General features: G+C 61.4%; 19 protein-coding genes. 8 read left to right on the forward strand and 11 right to left on the reverse strand.

All coding sequences use genetic code 11. The features are described from left to right. Positions 1 to 22 precede the first annotated feature (22 nt). Positions 23 to 1459 (forward strand): purine-cytosine permease family protein, encoded by a 1437-nt coding sequence (locus tag JFC13_RS11050; protein ID WP_198397136.1) that lies wholly within the window; start codon positions 23 to 25, stop codon positions 1457 to 1459. 44 nt (positions 1460 to 1503) lie between these two features. Here JFC13_RS11050 and JFC13_RS11055 read toward each other — a convergent pair whose 3' ends face one another. After that, positions 1504 to 3051 (reverse strand): Na+/H+ antiporter NhaC family protein, encoded by a 1548-nt coding sequence (locus JFC13_RS11055; RefSeq protein WP_198397137.1) that lies wholly within the window; start codon positions 3049 to 3051, stop codon positions 1504 to 1506. Positions 3052 to 3482: 431 nt separating this feature from the next. Between JFC13_RS11055 and JFC13_RS11060 the strand changes: the two genes are divergently transcribed. After that, positions 3483 to 4877: a lipase family protein gene (locus JFC13_RS11060; protein ID WP_198397138.1), complete on the forward strand. Its 1395-nt coding sequence runs from the start codon at positions 3483 to 3485 to the stop codon at positions 4875 to 4877. Positions 4878 to 4992: 115 nt separating this feature from the next. On the opposite strand, the gene JFC13_RS11065 is transcribed toward JFC13_RS11060, so the two are convergent. Further along, positions 4993 to 6330 carry an amidase gene (locus tag JFC13_RS11065; RefSeq protein ID WP_198397139.1) on the reverse strand — a complete coding sequence of 446 codons (1338 nt, stop codon included), beginning with the start codon at positions 6328 to 6330 and terminating at the stop codon, positions 4993 to 4995. A gap of 208 nt (positions 6331 to 6538) precedes the next feature. On the opposite strand from JFC13_RS11065, the gene JFC13_RS11070 reads away from it, so the two are divergent. Then, a complete protein-coding gene (locus tag JFC13_RS11070; protein WP_198397140.1) occupies positions 6539 to 7564 on the forward strand; it encodes a restriction endonuclease in 1026 nt (341 codons plus the stop codon). Between the two features lie 2 nt (positions 7565 to 7566). On the opposite strand, the gene JFC13_RS11075 is transcribed toward JFC13_RS11070, so the two are convergent. From JFC13_RS11075 to JFC13_RS11085, 3 genes are all read right to left on the reverse strand, one after another. Next, positions 7567 to 9084: an amidase gene (locus JFC13_RS11075; RefSeq protein ID WP_198397141.1), complete on the reverse strand. Its 1518-nt coding sequence runs from the start codon at positions 9082 to 9084 to the stop codon at positions 7567 to 7569. Next, a complete protein-coding gene (locus JFC13_RS11080; RefSeq protein WP_198397142.1) occupies positions 9081 to 10493 on the reverse strand; it encodes a M20 family metallo-hydrolase in 1413 nt (470 codons plus the stop codon). Before JFC13_RS11080 ends, JFC13_RS11075 begins: the two co-directional genes overlap by 4 nt. A gap of 145 nt (positions 10494 to 10638) precedes the next feature. Next, positions 10639 to 11958: an MFS transporter gene (locus JFC13_RS11085; protein WP_232488519.1), complete on the reverse strand. Its 1320-nt coding sequence runs from the start codon at positions 11956 to 11958 to the stop codon at positions 10639 to 10641. A gap of 250 nt (positions 11959 to 12208) precedes the next feature. Here JFC13_RS11085 and JFC13_RS11090 point away from each other — a divergent pair, with 250 nt between their 5' ends. Then, positions 12209 to 12526: a metal-sensitive transcriptional regulator gene (locus JFC13_RS11090; protein ID WP_198397143.1), complete on the forward strand. Its 318-nt coding sequence runs from the start codon at positions 12209 to 12211 to the stop codon at positions 12524 to 12526. Positions 12527 to 12583: 57 nt separating this feature from the next. Further along, positions 12584 to 12757 carry a hypothetical protein gene (locus JFC13_RS11095; protein ID WP_198397144.1) on the forward strand — a complete coding sequence of 58 codons (174 nt, stop codon included), beginning with the start codon at positions 12584 to 12586 and terminating at the stop codon, positions 12755 to 12757. Positions 12758 to 12775: 18 nt separating this feature from the next. Here the strand turns inward: JFC13_RS11095 and JFC13_RS11100 are convergent, their stop codons facing one another. Then, the gene (locus JFC13_RS11100; protein ID WP_198397145.1) at positions 12776 to 13696 is read right to left on the reverse strand and encodes a LysR family transcriptional regulator; all 921 of its coding nucleotides are present in this window, start codon (positions 13694 to 13696) and stop codon (positions 12776 to 12778) included. A gap of 77 nt (positions 13697 to 13773) precedes the next feature. Between JFC13_RS11100 and lgt the strand changes: the two genes are divergently transcribed. Further along, positions 13774 to 14691, forward strand: coding sequence for a prolipoprotein diacylglyceryl transferase (lgt, locus tag JFC13_RS11105; RefSeq protein ID WP_198397146.1), 918 nt, complete (start codon positions 13774 to 13776; stop codon positions 14689 to 14691). 60 nt (positions 14692 to 14751) lie between these two features. Here the strand turns inward: lgt and JFC13_RS11110 are convergent, their stop codons facing one another. Continuing rightward, entirely contained in the window at positions 14752 to 15057 is a 306-nt protein-coding gene (locus JFC13_RS11110) for an MGMT family protein (protein ID WP_332839392.1), read from the reverse strand. A gap of 5 nt (positions 15058 to 15062) precedes the next feature. Next, complete coding sequence (locus JFC13_RS11115; protein ID WP_198397147.1) at positions 15063 to 15362, reverse strand: glutaredoxin domain-containing protein; 300 nt, start codon at positions 15360 to 15362, stop codon at positions 15063 to 15065. Positions 15363 to 15517: 155 nt separating this feature from the next. On the opposite strand from JFC13_RS11115, the gene JFC13_RS11120 reads away from it, so the two are divergent. After that, positions 15518 to 16060: an acyl-CoA thioesterase gene (locus tag JFC13_RS11120; protein ID WP_198397148.1), complete on the forward strand. Its 543-nt coding sequence runs from the start codon at positions 15518 to 15520 to the stop codon at positions 16058 to 16060. Between the two features lie 135 nt (positions 16061 to 16195). Here JFC13_RS11120 and JFC13_RS11125 read toward each other — a convergent pair whose 3' ends face one another. After that, entirely contained in the window at positions 16196 to 17392 is a 1197-nt protein-coding gene (locus tag JFC13_RS11125; protein ID WP_198397149.1) for a pyridoxal phosphate-dependent aminotransferase, read from the reverse strand. 123 nt (positions 17393 to 17515) lie between these two features. Then, positions 17516 to 18073 (reverse strand): hypothetical protein, encoded by a 558-nt coding sequence (locus tag JFC13_RS11130; protein WP_198397150.1) that lies wholly within the window; start codon positions 18071 to 18073, stop codon positions 17516 to 17518. 83 nt (positions 18074 to 18156) lie between these two features. Here JFC13_RS11130 and JFC13_RS11135 point away from each other — a divergent pair, with 83 nt between their 5' ends. Further along, on the forward strand, positions 18157 to 18897 hold the full coding sequence (locus tag JFC13_RS11135) for an N-acetyltransferase (protein WP_232488521.1): 741 nt from the start codon (positions 18157 to 18159) through the stop codon (positions 18895 to 18897). Between the two features lie 14 nt (positions 18898 to 18911). On the opposite strand, the gene JFC13_RS11140 is transcribed toward JFC13_RS11135, so the two are convergent. Next, positions 18912 to 19271, reverse strand: a complete 360-nt coding sequence (locus tag JFC13_RS11140; protein ID WP_232488522.1) for a cupin domain-containing protein — start codon at positions 19269 to 19271, stop codon at positions 18912 to 18914. Positions 19272 to 19373: the final 102 nt, after the last annotated feature.

Here is a 19373-nt window from a genome sequence, read left to right on the forward strand (position 1 = left end):
TCAACTTTCAAAGGAGAAAACCATGGCGAGCTCGTCCACTTCGGGGATTGAGAAACGATCCATCGAAATGGTGCCCGACAATGAACGTCACGGCACCGCACGTTCCCAGTTCACGCTGTGGTTCGGCGCCAATACCCAGATCACCGCCATCGTCGACGGAGCGCTCGCCGTCGTCTTCGGTGCCGATGCGCTGTGGGCCATCATCGGCCTGCTCATCGGCAACATCATCGGCGGGATCGTCATGGCCCTCCACTCAGCGCAGGGCCCACAGTTGGGCCTGCCGCAGATGATCTCCTCCAGAGCGCAGTTCGGCATCATCGGCGCGATCATCCCGCTGGTGCTCGTCGTGCTCATGTACATCGGCTTCGCCTCGACCGGTGCAGTGCTCTCCGGCCAGGCCGTCAACCTCATCATCGGCGTCGATACTCCTGCGGTTGGCATCGTCATCTTCGGTGCGCTGACCGCGTCTGTCGCTCTGCTGGGCTACAAGTACATCCACGTTCTCGGCCGCATCTCCTCGGTGACCGGTTTGCTCGGGTTCCTCTTCATCACCTACTGCGTGTTCACCAAGGTCGACGTTCCCGGACTGATCTCCAACTCATCCTTCGCGTTTCCGGCATTCCTGTCCGCGATCGCGCTCTCCGTCGGCTGGCAGCTGACCTATGGCCCCTACGTCGCCGACTACTCGCGGTACCTGCCACGGTCGACTCCGGCATCGAAGACCTTCTGGTTCACCTTCGGCGGCTCCGTCATCGGATCACAGTGGTCGATGACCCTGGGCGCACTCATCGGTGCGGCAGCTATGACGGAGACCGGCAACTCCTTTGTCGAGAACCAGGTCGGCTTCGTCGGCGACATCGTCGGCGGAGGCGTCTACGCGCTCCTCATCTTCATCGTCATCCTGCTGGGCAAGCTCACCGTCAACACGCTCAATGCCTACGGTGCTTTCATGTGCACGCTGACGATCCTCACCTCCTTCGGGGAGAAGACGAACATCCGTCGTTGGACGCGTGCGGTCTTCGTCATCGGCATCGTCGCTCTGACCGTGCTTGTAGCCCTACTGGCCTCGGCCGACTTCCTGGCGAACTTCAAGAACTTCGTCCTCGCCCTGCTCATGGTCTTCACCCCGTGGAGCATCATCAACCTCACCGACTACTACCTGATCTCGAAGGACCGCTTCGACATCCCCGCCTTCTACGACCACAAGGGTCGCTACGGGAAGTGGAACTGGCGAGCACTGGTGGCCTATGGAGTCGGCGTCGTTGTGCAGATCCCGTTCCTCGCTCAGTCCTTCTACACCGGGCCTCTGGTCGAGAAGCTGGGAGGCGCAGACATCTCGTGGATCGTCGGCATCGCTGTGACCTTCGTCCTCTACTACTTCATGCTCCGCAACCGCAGCGTTGCCCCGGAAGCGACGATCTACCCCGAGGTGGAGGAGCTGGACGCGCTGCGCAGCTGAGACTGCGGGAGCTTCGCCAACACACTCGACGAGCAGACAGGTGGTCAGTCCATCTCGGCGGTGCTCGAGGTGTCCGTCTTGACGGCACGTGACTGTTGCGAAGCACTCACTCGCGAGATGACAAGGTAAACGGTGATCATCGCGGCAATGCTGAAGATGACGATGTAGGGGCTGTCGAGGAAGCCGGCCACGACGAACGACACAGCGACGATGGCCCCATTGATGACGGCGTACGGCAGCTGGGTCTTGACGTGGTCAACGAGGTCCGTTCCGGCACCGGTCGATGCGAGGATCGTCGAATCGGAGATCGGGGAACAGTGGTCCCCGAAGATCCCGCCTGAGAGGACAGCTCCGATGCAGACGATCACAGGCGCATCGAGCCCGAAGGCAACGGGAAGCGCCAAGGGGATCATAATAGCGAAGGTGCCCCAGGAGCTCCCTGTGGCAAAGGACATTACGGCTGCGCAGACGAAGACGAGAACCGGAACAAAGGCGGCGGGAACGACTCCGGACATCATCTCGACGAGGAAGTTCGCCGTCCCCATCGCCTCCAGCAACCCGCCCAGAGTCCAAGCCAGGACAAGGATCAACACCACGCTGATCATCTTCTCCATGCCTTTGACGTAGGTGCCGAGGATCGCGCCGATCGGATTGATCTTGAAGATGAGCATGAGCGCAATGAGTACAAGTGCACCGAACAGGTAGGCGGTGCTCAACGCGGCACGGAATTCCTCACCAGGCACTGGCTCGGCGGGGAACCCGAGGGTCGTGAGGATCGAGAACAGAGTCACGAAGAGCACGAGCAGCGGCAGCCAGATGACGATCGGCCGGCTCTCCGAATTCATTCCATCAGTTGAAATGGAATCCGGTTGCCGCAGGGGCTTCGAATTGGGCCAGTGAAGTTCACCTGTCTCCTGAACGCGCTGCTCAGCTCGTCGCATCGCCCCGAAGTCAGTGCGAGTCAGCGCCACAACGGGGATCGCGGTCACAGCGAGGATCGCGTAGAACTGGAATGGGATCGCCTGCACGAACACCGTGAACTCAGAAATTCGTAGGCCCTCCCTGTCGAACTCCTCTCGAATGAGTCCCATGATGTAGATGCCCCACCCGATGAAGGGAATGAGCACTGCCACGGGGGACGAGGTCGAGTCGAGGATCCAGGCCAACTTCTCGCGAGACAGCTTGAGCTTGTCGAAGATCTTCTCGAAGATCGGTCCGACGATGAGCGGGGTGCCCAGATCGGAGAAGAAGATGATCAGGCCACCCAGCCAGGCGGAGATCTGCCCCTTTCCCCGAGTATTGATGAGCCGCGCAGCCTTCGATGCGAGCGCGGCCCCGCCGCCCGAACGCTCAACGAGAGCGACAAAGCCTCCGATGAAGAACAGGAGGATCATGACACCCGCGTTATAGCTGTCGGTGACGACGGACGCGAGATGATCGGTGACGAGGCCCATGGTGGTGGTGACCGGGTTGGGTCCGATGACAATCAGCAGACCCACGAAGATTCCGGTGAACAGTGCAATGACGACGTTCCTGAAGAGCACCGCCAGCAGGATGGCCAACAGCGGCGGAATCAGTGAAATGACTCCCATATGGTCCATGTTTGAGTTGTCCTTCGTGTCGTAGTGCCTCGATGGGCGGCCGACCATTCGTTCGCTGTCAGGCGATTCACAATATCCGGTCTCATGACACCTGTCCTTGTCAACCGCGCTCTTGAGATCCTCCACGACTGTTCCAGTGCCTGACGAGGTGCAACTTCGCCTAGACGCACGGCTCATGCGGACTGTTCGATTGACCGAAAATAATGTTACCAACCAGTTCTACTATCGAGTAAGGTTGTGATGTCTGTCACCACACAGACGTTGCACCAGAGACGACTGCGAGGACGGGCACACTCGTCCGACCGGCCTGCGATACCACAACTGTCCGCGCACTCTCAATGCCGAGACACACGACAGAACAGGACTACACGCTTATGAGAACGGCTCGTCATAGAACGCTTCCACACGCACGACGCATCGCAATGCTGAGCGCAGCAGCCGTCACTGGGCTGACGCTCGCGCTTGGCACAGTGGCAGCGCCTGCCCAGGCGCAATCATTGGCCCCGCAGACCGACGACGAGGCCAAGCGCATGATCAAAGACAGACAAGCTGAGGATTCCAGCTCTCTGAACAAGAGCAACGTCCCCGAGGGCGTGAGTGTCGAGCAGGCCAAGGAAGCCGTCGACAAGTCCGATGAGATCACCGCCTCCGATGTCGAGTATGCGGCTGCTCTCGAGGACCTCCCCGATTCAGGCGTTCCGGAGGAATTCTACAAGACCCCGGAACAGCTGCCGACGGAGAACGGCGGCGTAGTCAAACAGACGCCATCGAAGTTCTATCTCGATCCCGTCAAACTCATCGAGCACAGTGCGAAGTCCACGACGTACATGTACAAGACCACCGACGAAAAGGGCACAGCGCGAGCGGCCACCGCCACGCTCCTGACCCCCGAAGGTGCGAGCGAGCAGGCGAAGGATGCCGTTGTCATCTCACCCGGCACTCAGGGGATCGCCGACAAGTGCGCTCCCAGTCGGCAAATGGGAATGGGCACCGAGTACGAAGGAGTCTCCGTCACCTCGGCGCTGGCAGCCAAACGACCAGTCATCGTCGTCGACTACCTCGGACTCGGCACCGAAGGCACTCACCACTACGTCAACCGCGTGGAGGAAGGTCGCTCGGTTCTCGACGCGGCCAAAGCAGTCCAGAACGTCGAAGGCAGTGGAATCAATGGCGACACGAAGCTCCAACTGCGAGGGTATTCGCAGGGCGGGCACGCCACCACGGCAGCCTTGGAGCTCGCAGATGACTGGGCACCTGGACTCAACATCGCCTCCGCCTCGGCGGGCGCCGTACCGACGGACCTCTATAAAACTGTCACCGAGATGTCCAGCACATATACAGCCTTCCTCCTCTATGGAGTCGCATCGTTTGCAGACCAGACCGATGTTGACCTGTCCAAATACCTCAACCAGAAGGGGCTTGATGCGGTCGAGAGCGCCTCGAACCAATGCACCTTAGAGGCGACGCTGTCGCATGCATTCACCGATACGACCACGTTGACGAAGGACGGCAGCCCTCTCCAGGAACTCGTCGAAACAGAGTTCCGGGACGTCGTAGATAACCAGCGCTTGGGAAGGGCAGAGATCCCGGACATTCCTGTGCTCGTCAACCACAGCCGTCTCGACGACATCATACCCTTCGAGATGGGCAAGGAACTGGCCTCGACGTGGTGCGATGCGGGCAACAAAGTGGCGTTCGAGGACAATCTCGGGCCCGGACACGTCGGCGGCTACATAGCCGCACTCCCTCGTGTCGAGACCTTCACAAACCGCACATTCGCCGGCAAAGCGCCCCTCGACAGCTGCTGGAGGCTGTGAGGCATCGAGCGATGAGCTGACGCCCTGACCAACGCTGCGGAGTGCGGTGCCACCTGTTCACTGAGCAGGCGGCGCCGCACTTTTCGCTGCGGCGACTGCCCTGCCAGCGGCCACTTCAGAACCCAGCTACGAACTTGAGCAGCGTTTCGTCACAGTGTGGAGGACCGATGATCTGGACCGACTCCGGCCTCGTCGGGCTCGGTTCGGGCCCCGCCGACGCTGTGTCAGGTCCTCCCACGACCGCCCCGATCGGCACCGTCACTGCCGGCCACCCGAGAACGTTGAACGGCAGCGAGTAGCGCATGAATTTCGCCGCCGAGTCTGATCTGAGTTCATCCCACGCGATCACGTCACCGTCGATGGCGGGCGTGATGATGAAGTCAACGTCGTCGAAGAACGATTCGGCAACGGCTCGCAGCTCCTCGAGCGCGGCAACATTGGACTGGTATTCAGCCACGGTGATGTTCTGCCCCGACAGGATCTTCGCCCAGACGCCCGGCTGGTACTTCTCTCCTTGGTCATCCAGGAACTGTTTGTGCAGAACATAGGCCTCATAGCGGCGCACAATGTCGTAGTAGTCGATCCCTCGCTCGATGAGCCCCGTCAGATAGTCGAAGTTCGCCGAGGTGGTTGAGGCGATCGCTGAATCACCGAGGTGCTTGTGGACCCAAGTCCGTACTTCTGCCGATGACTCATCGGTGGGGTTGAGCAGGCTCAGATCGACGGTCGGAGCCTTCGCCGGTGAGGAACCTGTTGGGATTGAGCCAGACCCATTCCCGGATATCACTGCGAATGCCGCGGTGAGCAGCGGCAGATCGCGTGCGAACAGGCCCACCGTGTCGAAGGACGGAGACAGAGGGAACACACCTTCGACCGAGACCTTGCCGAAGGTCGGCTTAAACCCAATGACGCCCTGGCAAGCAGCCGGCACTCTCACGGAACCCGCAGTATCCGTTCCCAGAGCCAGCGGCACCACCCCGGCAGCGACAAGGGCTGCCGAACCCGAGCTCGAACCACCCGTGCACAGCGTGCGATCGATCGGGTTGATGACTCGACCGAAGGCGCTTTCATCGCCGAGGATGCCGTATGAGTACTCCTGACAGTTCGTCTTCACCACGGGCAGCGCACCGGCTCGCTCAAAGAGGCTCACGACGGGGGCGCTCGTGCTGGGGTCAGGTCCGCTGCTGACGTTCGACCCCATTGTTGTGGGAACGCCCGCTACATCGATGACGTCCTTGACAGCGAAGGGAACACCCTCGAGTCTGCGCGCCGGTTCGCCCGCCGAGACACGATCGGCTGACTTCCGCGCCAGGTTGTGTGCCCGGTCACTCATCACCGAGGTGACGGCATTGAGTTCTCGCCCGATTCCTTCGACGGCGGCGAGAGTCTGTTCGAAGGCCATCATTGAGTCAGCTGCCTGTTCTAGTTCGCGCTTCTCGTCCACATTGTCCATCCTGTCAGAAGTCTGATCACATGGGTGGGGCTGGCAGTCGGACTCTGTCCTCTTAGCGCTGGGTTTCTCACGACACTCCAACTCTGATGGCGTTGCTCCGACTGCGTCTGGTCATTCGCAGACTACCGTGGTCTTTATACCGTTGACGCAATAGTGATTGCGCTCTTATCGCGTCCTCCCCTGAGGGCTTTTCACAATCGGAGCAAGAATGCAGATGTGGGGAATCCACAACGATACATTGACGAATGAACTAGTCGACGAGGGTTTTGTCAGCATCGGATGGGACGACGTCGCAGATTTGAGAACGATTCCCGACGGTCGTGAAGGAATCAAGCGAGCACTGTTGACTACTAACCCGGATGCAAAACCACAGTCCATCGCTGGACAGGCGGGCGTTCTCTATCGCTTCGGCACTGACATCGCAGTTGGCGACATCGTGGTAGCTCCTTATAAACCGGACAGTACTGTCAATATCGGCACCGTCACCGGTACCTATTATTATGACCAGAACGCGCGTACTCATCAGCATCGCTTGCCGGTCGAGTGGAAGCGCGTGGGGTTGTCCCGGACAGTGTTCACTCAAGCAGCACTCTACGAAATTGGTTCGTTCATTTCGGTTTTCCAGATTCGCAAACATTCTGAAGAATTTATCGCAGCTCTCAACTCGGCCGACGGCTCGATTGATGTTGTTGCCGACAGCATTGATGAAGTCCTAGAAAGCACCGATGAGTCAGCCGCCAGTGACGAGCCGAGAGCTTCACGGATCGAGCGTCATACTCGCGATTTCATCTTGGAATGCCTCCACCGGCGGATCAGCCACAACGAGTTCGAGCATTTCACAGCAGCTTTACTTCGGGCGCTGGGATACGAAGCACGAGTCACCCAGTACTCCCAGGATGGTGGAGTCGACGTCATCGCTCATAGAGATCCACTCGGGGTGGAACCTCCTCAAATCAAGGTGCAGTGCAAACATCGTGTTTCGACAATTGGAGCGCCGGAAGTCCAGCAACTTGTCGGCACTCAAGGTCCCGGGGAGCTCTCGCTCTTCGTCACCCTGGGTAACTACAGTCGAGACGCTTTGAATATCGAACGGCAAAGGCCCGGACTTCGCCTGCTGACTGGTGAAGACGTTGTCTCTCTCGTAGTCGAAAATTACTCGAATCTCCCCGAGAAATGGCGTTCACAGATCCCGCTGACAAGCCTCCTCGTCGTGGCTGATCATACAGAGCTCTAACCTCACCCCGGCGCCAACCCCGTCCACGGCACCAACTGTTCGACCGCGGCCGCAACGTCGAACGCGGCGCGGTCATCGAAGGGATGGGCGATGACCTGCAGCCCCGTTGGTATTCCACAGTCGGCCATGCCCGAGGGTACGTTGACGATCGGCACCCGGTTGCAGATGTTGAATGGCATCGTCATGTGTGACTGCCAATAATGATCAAGCCGCACTCCCCCGCCGTCACCATCATCGCTGTGACCAGCACCGGAAGCCTCTCGGCCCACACCGTTCGAGTCGATCGTGATCCCGTCGAGATAGCTGCCGTCGGCCTCGAGCCCTGCCACCGCCGAGGTGGGAGCCAGGAAAACGTCGAATCCCTCCATTGCGGTCGCAAGTTCCGCCTGGATCTGCGCCTCGGCGGCCAGCCCTTCGTAGAGCGAATGACGGGCGGCAACCGCCTCGGCATCGGCCATGAACCGGAGCGTGTAATCGGCCAATGTGCTCTCGTGGCCACGGGTGGCGGCCCGCATGGCGGGGGCAAGGATGTTCCCGAAATGGGTGAACGCGGTGTCGAAGATCCGCTCCGCCGTCCACGGCAGTTCGATCTCCTCGACGATGGCACCGGCAGCCTCGAGCGCCGAGGCGACTGCGCGGGTATTGCGGATAATGTCCTCGCCGACGGGGAAGTCCCCCAACCGCAGGCACAGAGCGATCCGCTTGCCCTTCAGACCCTCGACCACCTCGGCGGAAGAGGCATCGAAGCCGTCGAGGAATCCAGACGATTCGATCGATGCGTGATCACTGGGGTCGACACCGACCATCACACGGGCCAGCAGGGCGGTGTCGGCGACGGTGCGCGCCATCGGTCCGTCCCCCCGATACCAGTCCGCGGACAGCGGCTGTGCTCCAGGAATCCGACCATAGGGCGCCTTGTACCCGACCGTGCCCGTGAATGCGGCGGGCAGCCTCGTCGATCCGGCGATGTCCGAGGCTGTCGCCAGGGGGCCGAACCCCGCAGCCAGGGCCGCCCCGGACCCGCCCGAGGAACCGCCTGGTGAAAGCTCGGTGTTCCAGGGATTGCGGGTCACTCCCCACATCGGCGAGTGAGTGATCGTCGCGCAGCTGAATTCCGGCGAGGTCGCCCTGGCATGGACGAATCCTCCGGCCGCGCGGATGCGCCGGATGATCACGGCGTCGGTCCCGGCGATGGTGTCGGTCTCGTGGATGAGACCCTGCGTGAGCGTGCGTCCGGCGATTGCGTGCTTCTCCTTGGCGATGACGGGCAGACCGAGCAGCGGTCGGGCGGCGACCGCCTCGGCGAGATCATCGGAGCTGGCGTTCGCGTAGAAGCTCTCCGCTTCCTTCGCCGAGGTGACCGCTTCCTCCACGACCTCCGTGACCGCATTGATGCGGTCATCTTCGGTGGTGATGCGTCCGATCTGCGCGCTGAGGTACTCGACCGGAGAGAGTTCCTTCGACCGGAACTTCGCGAGGGCTTCGGCTGCGGACAGCGCCCACGTCTCGCTGCCGCTCATGCCCGGGCCTCGGCGACGGACTGACCGACCCACACATCGCCTCCGCGTTCCTCACTGAGTTCACCATTGACCAACTCCGTGGCGACGTTGGTGAGGACGCCGAGGCCGCGGATCATGTCCTCGTCCGTGGTGAACTCGCGTTCGCAGTGGGAGACGCCGTCGACGCTGGGTACGAACATCATCACGGCGGGCACCCGGTGGTTCATTGCCACGGAGTCGTGGCCGGCCATGGTCTCGAGGCGCCGGATCGACAGCCCCTCATTGGCCACGGCCTTCTCGGCCAGTTCGACGCCGGTCTCCGGGAAGTAGAGCTTGTCGCGGACATCGAAGTCCTCAACCTTGATGGTGATGTCGTGTTCCAAGGCGATGTTCGCGATCTGCTGGTGCAGGGAGTCCCGGGCAGCCTTGACGATGTCCGGGTCGGAGGAACGAAGGTCGGCGACCATATGCACGCGGCGGGGTACGACGATGGGTGAGTTGGGTTCGACGACATGCTGGCCGACTGAGGACACGAGCGCCTCGTCGGCGAACTCGTTGACCACGTCGGCGACGGCGAGGACGATCTTGGAACCTGCGACGAGCGCATCGTGGCGATCGGCCATGGCGGTGGCGCCGGTATGGGACTGTTCGCCGAGGACGTCGATGTCGAGCTTCTGTGTGTACCAGCTGGATTCGACGACGCCGATGTTCGTGGCCTCGCGTTCGAGGATGCGTCCCTGTTCGATGTGGATCTCTGCGTAGGAGATCGCCTCGGGCGGGGTGTCGGTGCCGTTGTAGCCGATGGCGGCGAGCGCCTCGGCAACGGAAGTGCCCTGGAGGTCTTGGACTGCGAGCATCTCGTCGAGGCCGAAGAGTCCGGCGTAGACGGAGCTGCCCATGATCGACGGGGCGAAGCGTCCGCCCTCCTCGTTGAACCAATTGACGACAGCGATGTTGAACCGGGGCTTCTGCCCGGATTCGACGACGTTCTCCTTCACCCGCAGGGCTGCGAAGAGGGCTGCGATGACTCCGTAGGCACCGTCGAAGCGACCGCCCAGGGGCTGGGAGTCCAGGTGGGAGCCGATGAGGACGTAGGGGGCATCAGGGACGAGTTCGAGGCAGGCGAACATGTTGCCGATCGCATCCACGCGAACCTCGAAGCCGTTGCCTTCGGCCCAGCCGCGCATCCAATCACGGCTCTGCTTGTCCTCAGGCGTCAGCGCCTGCCGATCGACTCCGTCGTTGTCGGTTGCGCCGAGTGTGGCGACGTGGTGGAAGTCGGTGAGGAAGGCGGCGTCGGACGAAGAAGCCGGGGTCGAGTCCGGGGTCGAGTCGCTTGCTGTCGAGGATGCGTCGCTCGCTGCCGAGAGGGAGGTGGAACGGTCGGAGGCGTCACGCACTGTCGAGGGGCGAGAGGATGGTTCTGTCATGGTGTTTCTCTTTCACTGGTGCTCAGAAGTGGATGGTGAAGCGGCGCCGGTCACCTTTGGTGCAGGAAGGCAGTTTGCAGACTGGCCCCCTGCACCAAAGGTGATCGAGGTCCGCGGAAACGAAGGGCTCGTGGGCATCTGTCGATCAGCCCAGCCGGCCCCGGGTCTCGGGGAGGCGGGTGATGAAGATGAGGACGAGGACGATCACGGCGCAGATGGCCATGTAGTACCCGGGTGCGGTGTTGACTCCGGTGATGTCGACGAGCCAGGTGCCGACGAACGGAGCGGTCCCGCCGAGGATGGCGTAGGAGACGTTGTAGCTGATCGCCGCCGAGGTGAACCGGGTCTTCGTGGAGAAGCGTTCGCAGAAGAAGGTGTAGCAGCCTCCGCCGTAGCAGCACAGGGAGATCACGAAGATCGTCTGCCCGAGGAATGCCAGGCCCATGTTTCCGCTCGTCACCAACCCGAATGCGGGGATAGAGGTGACGGCCAAGAGGATGGAGCCTGCGATGAGCATCGGCTTGCGCCCGACCCGATCTCCTATGGCTCCGGCGATGGGCAGGAAGATCGTGTAGCTGGCCATGGCGATGGCGTTCGTCAGCAGCGACTGCTCGCGGGTGAGATCGCCGGTGGTCTGGATGTAGGTGACGAAGTAGGCCGAGAGCATGTAGAAGCCCAGAGCGGTGAGCCCGAGGACGAAGAAGACCTGGAGCATTCCCACCGAGTTCTCGCGGAAGGAATCACGGATCGGGCTGAATTCCTTCGGGCGTTCGGCCGCGGTCTTCTTGAACAGTTCTGACTCGTCGGTCCGAGAGCGGATCCAGAGGCCGACGGCTGAGAGCGGCAGAGCCAGGAGGAAGGGGATGCGCCAGCCCCATGAGTCGAACGAGGCATCGCTCATCACCGTCGAGAGCAGCAGGATGAGGCCACCGGCGAAGACCGAGGGCAGCGCAGTGGCGGCCAGGGTGATGTTGATCCACAGGCCGCGCTTGCCCACCGGCGCGTGTTCGTAGACGAAGGAGGGTCCGCCAACGGATTCGCCGCCGGCGGAGAAGCCCTGGCCCAGGCGGGCGAGGATGAGCAGGATCGGGGCAAACCAGCCGATCTGGTCGAAGCCGGGCAGTACGCCGATGAGGGCGGTGCAGATCCCGACGAGGAAGATCGTGATGGTCAAGGTCTTGCGCCGGCCCACCTTGTCACCGAGGGCACCGAAGAACAGTCCGCCAAGGGGACGCATGACGAAGGCAACGCCGAATGTGGCGAAGATGACGAGCAGCCCAGTGACCTTGTCGCCGTCGGGGAAGAAGTACTCGGAGAGGATGACGGCCGAGAGCCCGTAGAGCGTGAAGTCGTAGAACTCCACGAACTGGCCGATGCTGCCGCCGACGAGCACCTTCTTCTGCATGCTCGTGGTCTTGCCGGTGTGTTTCGGTTGTGTCTCCGGCGTCGCAGATGTCGCGGACATAGAAGCTCCCTTGCCTAGTCCTCAGGTGTGGGCACCATTGTTGCCCGAACCAACCCATCAGTCCAACAGATAATGCTTAGTGCAACAATCAATTCAATCTATATGACTCTCGTTCAGCCGTCGGGATGCTGACAGATCTGGCTGAACGCCAGATCTGGCTGAACGCTCTTGCCTCCCGAATACCCCATAGGGTATATTTTCAAACGAGAGTCCACCCAGCCTCGGCATCACCTACTCAGGGACATAGACAATGAAGAACGCAGACCCGGCTACTCAGCGGAAGATTGCCAATCGCCTCAAGCGGGCCCGTGGTCAACTCGACGCCGTGATTGATGCTGTGGAGAACGAAGGTTCGTGCCGGGATGTGGTCACACAGTTGTCGGCAGTGTCGACAGCGCTTGATCGCGCCGGGTTCCTCATCGTCTCCAACGCGATGAAGCACTGCCTCAACGCCGCAGAAACCGACGACGCCTCTGCCGACGCTTCTGCTGCTACAGATTCCAGGCCACACGAAGAGGACTCTCTTACTATCGAGGAGCTCGAAAAACTCTTCCTGTCCCTGGCCTGAACTACCAGCCCGAACAAGTGCCAATCACCATGCGCGAACTATTCAAGGAGAAGAACTATGTGCCGAGCAGCTACCTGCAAGACCTGCGGCAAGACCACCTGGGCCGGATGCGGACAACACATCGACTCCGTCAAACGCGAGGTGCCTGCACATCAGTGGTGCGGCGGACATGAAGACGCCCCCAAGCAGAAGGGCAACCTCATCCAGAGACTGTTCGGTCTGGGAAACTGACACAAGGAATTCGTCTGCCTACACCTCCGTCGGCCCCAGAATTTCGCGGGTCAGTTCGTTGAAAGCGCGTGCGCGCTTACTCAGACGCACGTCCTTGGGCCACACCATGGACAGGTCGATGCTCGGGAAATCGTCGAGCAGCGGTACGTCGACCGTCATCGACCCGATGTACGTTCCAGAGGACACGCTCTGGCTCAGCAGCGAGTACCCGTGGCCCATCGCGACGAACGACCGGACCGTCTCATAGCCCGCGAAGCTGTGTCGCACCCTCGGCACGATCCCGGCGATGCGGAAGAGCTCATCGTAGTACTGACGGGAGAACGGCAGATCGAGCTGAACGTAGTCTTCGTCGGCAAGCTCACGCAGATGGACCGGACGCGGTCCCTCCGCTCCCCCAGCGAGGCGGTGATCGAGAGAGACGAGCGCGTGCGGTTCGACGACGTCGATGAGGAATGAGTTGAACCGATCGGTCAGACCCAGCGTGTACGTCAGTGCGATGTCGCAGACCCCGGCGATGACCGCTGTCTGCAGTTCATGGAGGTCGGCCTCGAAGTAATTGACTCTCACGTCGGGATAGCGTTTTTCGAACTCCGCGTGGATGAGCGGCAGTCGGGTCGGGGCGATGGGTGAAAACACTCCGACCGTGAGGTTGCCGCTCAGCGACTGGGCCAGTCCGTGCGCTGTCTCCCCCAGGGCGTCGGAGGATTCGAGGAAGGGATTGACTTCGAAGAGAAAACGTCGGCCTGCAGGTGAGAGCACCACCGAGCGGTTCTTCTGCCGAATGAACAGGTCGATGCCCAGGGTCCTCTCGAGCTGAGCCATGGCCGTCGAGATCGCCGACTGCGTGACATTGAGGTGCTTGGCCGCCTCTGTCATGTTCTCGCGGCGGGCAACCTCTTGGAAGTACCGCAGTTGGACGAGGGTGAAGTCGAGGGCCATAGTTCACATCTTCCCATGGGCAAGCTGCGGAGATCGCTCAACTGTCGGTCTGAGGGGGTTGGAAATAGACTGAACCCGTGCTTGCCTTTTCAGCGGTCGATGACCTGCCCACTCTGCCCTACGATGTTCTGGCCTCCATTCCAAGCCCGAGCGTCTCCAGCTTCTCGCTGGGTCCTCTGACGATCCACTTCTATGCGCTGTGCATCCTCGCCGGAATCATCATCGCCATCGTGCTGACCAACCACCGCCTGACCAAGCGCGGAGTCGAGGAATGGCAGGTCCTCGACATTGCAACTCTGGCCGTCCCGATGGCCATCATCGGGGCCAGGATCTATCACGTCATCACGCACTACACGGACTATTTCGGGCCTGGCCGCAACCCGTGGAACCCCTTCGAACCGGGATCCGTATGGGCGATCTGGGAGGGCGGGATCGCCATCTTCGGATCGCTGATCGGCGGCACCCTGGGCGCGCTGATCATGTGCCGCCGACTCAACATCAAACTGACGGCACTCCTCGACGCCATCGCCCCGGGACTCATTCTCGCCCAGGCCTGTGGACGCTTCGGCAACTGGTTCAATCAGGAGCTCTTCGGCATGCCGACGACACTGCCCTGGGGTCTGGAGATCGACCCGAGCAACCCGAGTTTTCCGGCAGGCTTGCCGGTGGACACCCTGTTCCACCCCACGTTCCTCTACGAAGTGATCTGGAACAGCCTCGGCGCCCTGGCCCTGCTGTGGCTGGGACGGCACCTGTTCTTCCAGTGGGGACGCCTCTTCGGCATGTACCTCGTCTGGTACGGCGCGGGCCGCATCGTGTGGGAGTCCATCCGCCTCGACCCGAGCTACGTCGTCCTCGGCCTGCGCACCAATGTGTGGGCGGCAATCGGTGCGGTTGCCCTGGGCATTGCCATCATCGTCGTCCAGAGGCTGCGGCACCCCGAGCCCGAGGAATCTCCGTTCATCCCCGGCCGGGAAGCTGTGCGCACCGACTGATCAGCACGGACACCGCGCTCCTCGCCAGTCCTTCTGCACGAGAGATTCGCCGCAAAGAGTTCAGTCGAAGCGGTGCCTCGCGTGCGTCATGGCAACCCGTTCACCGGTGAACGGAGTGCCTTCCGCTGCGAGGATCTGGGGCGCCGTCCCACAGTGGCAGACCGCCGGCCTACCGTCGCTGTAGACGACCCGCCACCAGGCGACGTCATCGTCGAGCAGGCCCATGATTCGCCCGATCCGACGCGGCCCGACGCCGAGATGGGCACCGATATCGCTGTAGGAGGCCACCTTCCCGTCAGGAATGGTGTTGACGGTGCTGCGCACTTCGTCGATGAGATCCACCGCGGGTCCGTCAGCTTCAGTCACCCGAATCAACTTGGAAGCATCGCTCGCAGCTCGTCTGCGCTCGGATTGCGAAGCACCCGCTCACCCACGAGTACGGTCGGAGTCAACTCATTGCCATCGTTGAGCTCACGCAACCGGGCGTTGGCGTCTTCGTCCTCGCGGACGTTGACCCACGTGATAGCCGGATGGTCCTTCAGTTCCTCCATGAGCTGTGCAGAGAACTCGCAGTCAGGCTTCCACAGCACGACGGCGTGGTCAGCGGCGAGCAAAGACTGCGCAGATGCCCACGTCGTCTGCGGCTGACGTTGTGTGTCGTCTGTAGTCATACCTTCACCATAGGTCCGCAGTTCGCTTCAACGGAACCCCCACTCAACATCGACTCATCGGAGATGCCCGAGCCCCCGCATTCGAAGAATCATCTGGCCTCCTGGCCTCTCACCCCCGCCGTCGCTCGAATCTACGGTTGGGTAACATGGAGGCTATGCACTTCATGCGAATGCTTCTGCAGCTGCTCAAAGCCCGCCGCCGTTCCGCGCGGGGCATATGGGACAGCTATTCTCTGCCTCTGCGGGTGCTGCCGTCCGAGATCGACATCTTCATGCACGTCAACAACGGCATGTACTTCTCAATCATGGATCTGGCCCGGCTCGACATCATGGTCCGCAGCGGAGTCTGGAAGGCGATGCGCAGCAGAAAATGGAGCGGCGTCGTCAGCTCAGAGACCATCAGCTTCCGCAAGTCACTTAAACTCGGCCAGCGCTACAGCGTCGAATCGAAGATCGCAGGATACGACGAACGTGCCGTGTACTTCGAGCACCGGATCGTCGTTGACGAAGAGATCTACGCCCGTGCCTTCGTTGCGACACGGCTGATCTCTGAGAACGGCACGGTCACCAACGACGAACTCGTCGAAGTATTCGGGCCGCCACCGCCTGACGTGGAACTGCCTGACTGGCTCCACGACTGGCGGCTGAACAACTCACTGCCGTCCACCAAGCGACCGGCAGCACACCACTGGGCCTAACCGGATCCCCGCATTCCCCGAACCGGCGCCCGTCATTGTGGACTCGCGTTCGTCGCAGCACGATTTTTCGCACGGGAGTCCACAATGACGGAGCACGACACGGGATTCCACACTCACGGACGCCGTTGCTCGCGCTCACACCTGCGTGATCCAGTCGCGCAGCTTGCCCAGTCCCTCAGTGATGTCGTCCTCGCCGATGCCCGAGTAGGCGAGGCGGATGTACCCCCGGTCCTCCCAGTCCTGCCGTCTGCCGAAGTGCTCGCGGGTGCAGAAGGAGACTCCGGTTTGATGCAACGCTTCAGTCGAGAAGTCGGCGAGAGTGGCAATCCCCTTGGCCTCCATCGCCTCGGTGACGTCAGGGAAGACGTAGAACGTCGAGCCGGGAACGGCCACGCTCATGCCCGGGATCGAGTTGATGATCGAGCACGTGGCGTCGCGTCGTTTGCGCAGCACTTCGAGCATCCGACCAACTTCATCCTGCGGACCCTGAAGTGCGGCGATGCCTGCCCACTGGACGTATTGGTTCGTGCAGGATTCGTCGTTGGTATTCATCGTCGAAATCGCCTCGGCGACCTTCGTCGGAGCCACGGCACAACCCAGCCGGGACCCGGTCATCGCGAACTTCTTGCTGAACGTGTAGAGGATGACGGTGCGCTCGCGCATACCGTCGAGTGAGGCGATGGACGTCGAGCGGCCCTTGTAGCGCATCTCGAAATAGGCTTCGTCGGACAGAACCCAGAGGTCGAATTCCTGCGCGATCGCGGCGATCGCCTCACGTTCGGCAACGGTGGACTCGGCCGAGATCGGGTTCTGCAGGTCGTTGTAGATGATGGCCACTGTCTTGTCATCGATGGAGGCCCGCAGATGGTCGAGGTCGATGGCGAACCCGTCGTCAGTGGGCACATACCTGTACGGAAGCGCGGTCCCGCCCAGGTACTCGATCTGGGATTCGTATATCGGGAACCCTGGGTTGGGGTAGAGCACTCCCTCACCGGGATCCATCACAGCCTGGAGGAATTTCGTGATCACGGGCTTGCCACCGGTGGTGACGATCACCTCGGCGGGGTCGATGCTCATGCCTCGCCGGGATCCGATGTCTGCTGCCAGTGCCGCACGCAACTCCGGAATTCCGGGGCCTGGGCAGTACCCGGTCTTGCCATCTTTGATGGCCTGATCCATCGCCTCGACGATGTGGCCTGCCATGGGGAAGTTGAGGTCGCCGAGGTGGAAGGGATAGACCTGGTTGCCCTGAGCCTTCCAGTCGTTGGCGGCCTGGGCGACCCGGAACGCGGTCTCGGTGCCCAGGTTGTCCAGGCGTTGAGCAGTCTTCATTGTCGGCTCCTTTGTGCAGGCGGGATGACGGTAGTGTCGGACGGCGTACTCGCACCGCCCGAGAACCGTCGCTTCCCTCACGATAGATCACCGCAACCTCGAATGTCAGCGGTGACCGGGCAGTCAGTTCGCGGCGATCGCGCTGCGCCCGGCGAACAGGCACCATAGGCCGATGACCAAGAACACTGGGGCGCCGAGCAGACCGCACCAGAAACTCGGAGCCGCGGGGCCTCGCGGCAGAAAGAACGCCACGATCGCGATCAGTGTGATGAGCGCACCGGAAAGGTGGAGAACAGGCTGGGCGAAGACGAAGGCCAGTGCGAAGAAATGGATTCCGACGATCGCGAGAATCAGTGGGGCGACCCCTTCGGAATGGCCAGAACGAATTGCGAGGAAGCCCAGCACCCCGCCGGCGATGACCTCCACCCAGACGACGACGATGTAGACAGTGAACGCAGTGGTACCGGTGCTGATCGCGCTCGGTTCGCCCCAATTGCGGATCGCTATGAGAATGCTGGGCACTGCCAGCGCCAGTCCTGCTGCCCCGAGCCCACCGAGGATGAATCGATACGAAAAGTGGCTGGGCGGCTCTTCCTGAGCCCACCCGGACCACACGAAAGCTGCAATAGAGAACACCGCGCTGATCATCACGAGGTCGCGCGGAAAGGACTGGTCGATCATCGTTGACCCTTTCGCAGTAATCGGCCGTGCCTCGAGTCTATCCACAGTCGGTTCACAACCGCAGGATGCCTAGACTGGCGGCCATGGACCTCACGATTTTCACATTGGCTCAGCGCCCGGACCTCAAGGACGAGCTCCTCGACCTGGAGAATACGTGGCCGGAATTCATCCGGAACGATCCGCTCGGCGACCTCTACTATCAGCGGGACGTTCTCGCCCAGTTCGCTGATCACCTGCTCATCGCCCACACCTCCGCGGACGGGATCGTGGGCAAGGCACATGCGATTCCCTTGCGGTTCCAGGGCGAGCGCCTGCCCGAAGACGGATGGGACTGGGCGATCCGACGCGGCATCCAGGCAAAGGTCCTGGGTGAGGTGCCGAACATGTTGGCCGCCCTCGAGATCTTCGTGCGTTCTGACAAGCAAGGGCTGGGGTTGTCCGGAAAGATCCTCACCGCGCTGCGAGAGCATGCGAAGGATCAGGGATTCGCCGAGGTGGTCGTTCCGGTCCGCCCCAATGGCAAGCACGACATCCACGAGCCGATGACTTCCTACGCTGATCGCACAAGGGAGGACGGCCTGCCTGTCGACCCGTGGCTGCGCACCCATATACGCGCAGGTGGAATGATCGACAGCGTGGCGCATCGCTCGATGGTCATCGCCGGAACACTTGCTGAATGGCGCCTCTGGACTGATCTGCCCATGGATATTTCGGGGCCGGTCAACGTCCCGCAGGCGCTCACGCCGGTACTCTGCGATGTCGAACATGGCACCGCGGTCTATACCGAACCCAACGTGTGGGTGCGGCACCAAACCGGAGCCTGAATCTCAGCGCAGACTCAATCCTCGCTGGGTGCAATGAACAGCTTTCGCAGTGGTGCTTCGTCGACGTACCAGCGAGTCTTCATACCGTCTTCGAGGCGGACCAATGTGCCTGATGAGAGCTCAATCGGCGGCAGGTCCGGTTCGTCGAATTCGATGCGGCCGGTGCCGCTGATGACGATGAAGACTTCATCGCCCTCGACGTCCCGCATGGCCCCGGCACTCATCTCCCACAGTCCGTAGTCGACTCCAGCAATCGTGCCGAGTTCGGCGAAGGCTGTGGTTGCGTCGGCAGTCGCATCCACCCGCTGCCAGTCCTCGAAGGGCTCGTGGTCAAGTGCAAAATCGTGCGTGCGAATCGGCTTCATTGCGCTCATGAACTCAGTGTATGCAGCACGACTGCCGTGCGCACGACAGCACCCATAGAATCAGAACCGGTCGTCACGGATTCCATATGGCAATACGCCGCCCAGCAACCA

The organism is Brevibacterium antiquum (genome assembly GCF_016107655.1).
Taxonomy (GTDB): domain Bacteria; phylum Actinomycetota; class Actinomycetes; order Actinomycetales; family Brevibacteriaceae; genus Brevibacterium; species Brevibacterium antiquum.

What these genes read in the sequence shown, in the direction of transcription:
- JFC13_RS11115 (WP_198397147.1), bottom strand. Translation starts at nt 15,362, where the DNA reads ATGACTACAGACGACACACAACGTCAGCCGCAGACGACGTGGGCATCT.
- JFC13_RS11085 (WP_232488519.1), bottom strand. Translation starts at nt 11,958, where the DNA reads ATGTCCGCGACATCTGCGACGCCGGAGACACAACCGAAACACACCGGC.
- JFC13_RS11060 (WP_198397138.1), top strand. Translation starts at nt 3,483, where the DNA reads ATGCTGAGCGCAGCAGCCGTCACTGGGCTGACGCTCGCGCTTGGCACA.
- JFC13_RS11130 (WP_198397150.1), bottom strand. Translation starts at nt 18,073, where the DNA reads ATGATCGACCAGTCCTTTCCGCGCGACCTCGTGATGATCAGCGCGGTG.
- JFC13_RS11135 (WP_232488521.1), top strand. Translation starts at nt 18,157, where the DNA reads ATGGACCTCACGATTTTCACATTGGCTCAGCGCCCGGACCTCAAGGAC.
- JFC13_RS11125 (WP_198397149.1), bottom strand. Translation starts at nt 17,392, where the DNA reads ATGAAGACTGCTCAACGCCTGGACAACCTGGGCACCGAGACCGCGTTC.
- JFC13_RS11080 (WP_198397142.1), bottom strand. Translation starts at nt 10,493, where the DNA reads ATGACAGAACCATCCTCTCGCCCCTCGACAGTGCGTGACGCCTCCGAC.
- JFC13_RS11120 (WP_198397148.1), top strand. Translation starts at nt 15,518, where the DNA reads ATGCACTTCATGCGAATGCTTCTGCAGCTGCTCAAAGCCCGCCGCCGT.
- JFC13_RS11095 (WP_198397144.1), top strand. Translation starts at nt 12,584, where the DNA reads ATGTGCCGAGCAGCTACCTGCAAGACCTGCGGCAAGACCACCTGGGCC.
- JFC13_RS11090 (WP_198397143.1), top strand. Translation starts at nt 12,209, where the DNA reads ATGAAGAACGCAGACCCGGCTACTCAGCGGAAGATTGCCAATCGCCTC.
- JFC13_RS11065 (WP_198397139.1), bottom strand. Translation starts at nt 6,330, where the DNA reads ATGGACAATGTGGACGAGAAGCGCGAACTAGAACAGGCAGCTGACTCA.
- JFC13_RS11075 (WP_198397141.1), bottom strand. Translation starts at nt 9,084, where the DNA reads ATGAGCGGCAGCGAGACGTGGGCGCTGTCCGCAGCCGAAGCCCTCGCG.
- JFC13_RS11055 (WP_198397137.1), bottom strand. Translation starts at nt 3,051, where the DNA reads ATGGGAGTCATTTCACTGATTCCGCCGCTGTTGGCCATCCTGCTGGCG.
- JFC13_RS11050 (WP_198397136.1), top strand. Translation starts at nt 23, where the DNA reads ATGGCGAGCTCGTCCACTTCGGGGATTGAGAAACGATCCATCGAAATG.
- JFC13_RS11100 (WP_198397145.1), bottom strand. Translation starts at nt 13,696, where the DNA reads ATGGCCCTCGACTTCACCCTCGTCCAACTGCGGTACTTCCAAGAGGTT.
- JFC13_RS11140 (WP_232488522.1), bottom strand. Translation starts at nt 19,271, where the DNA reads ATGAGCGCAATGAAGCCGATTCGCACGCACGATTTTGCACTTGACCAC.
- JFC13_RS11070 (WP_198397140.1), top strand. Translation starts at nt 6,539, where the DNA reads ATGCAGATGTGGGGAATCCACAACGATACATTGACGAATGAACTAGTC.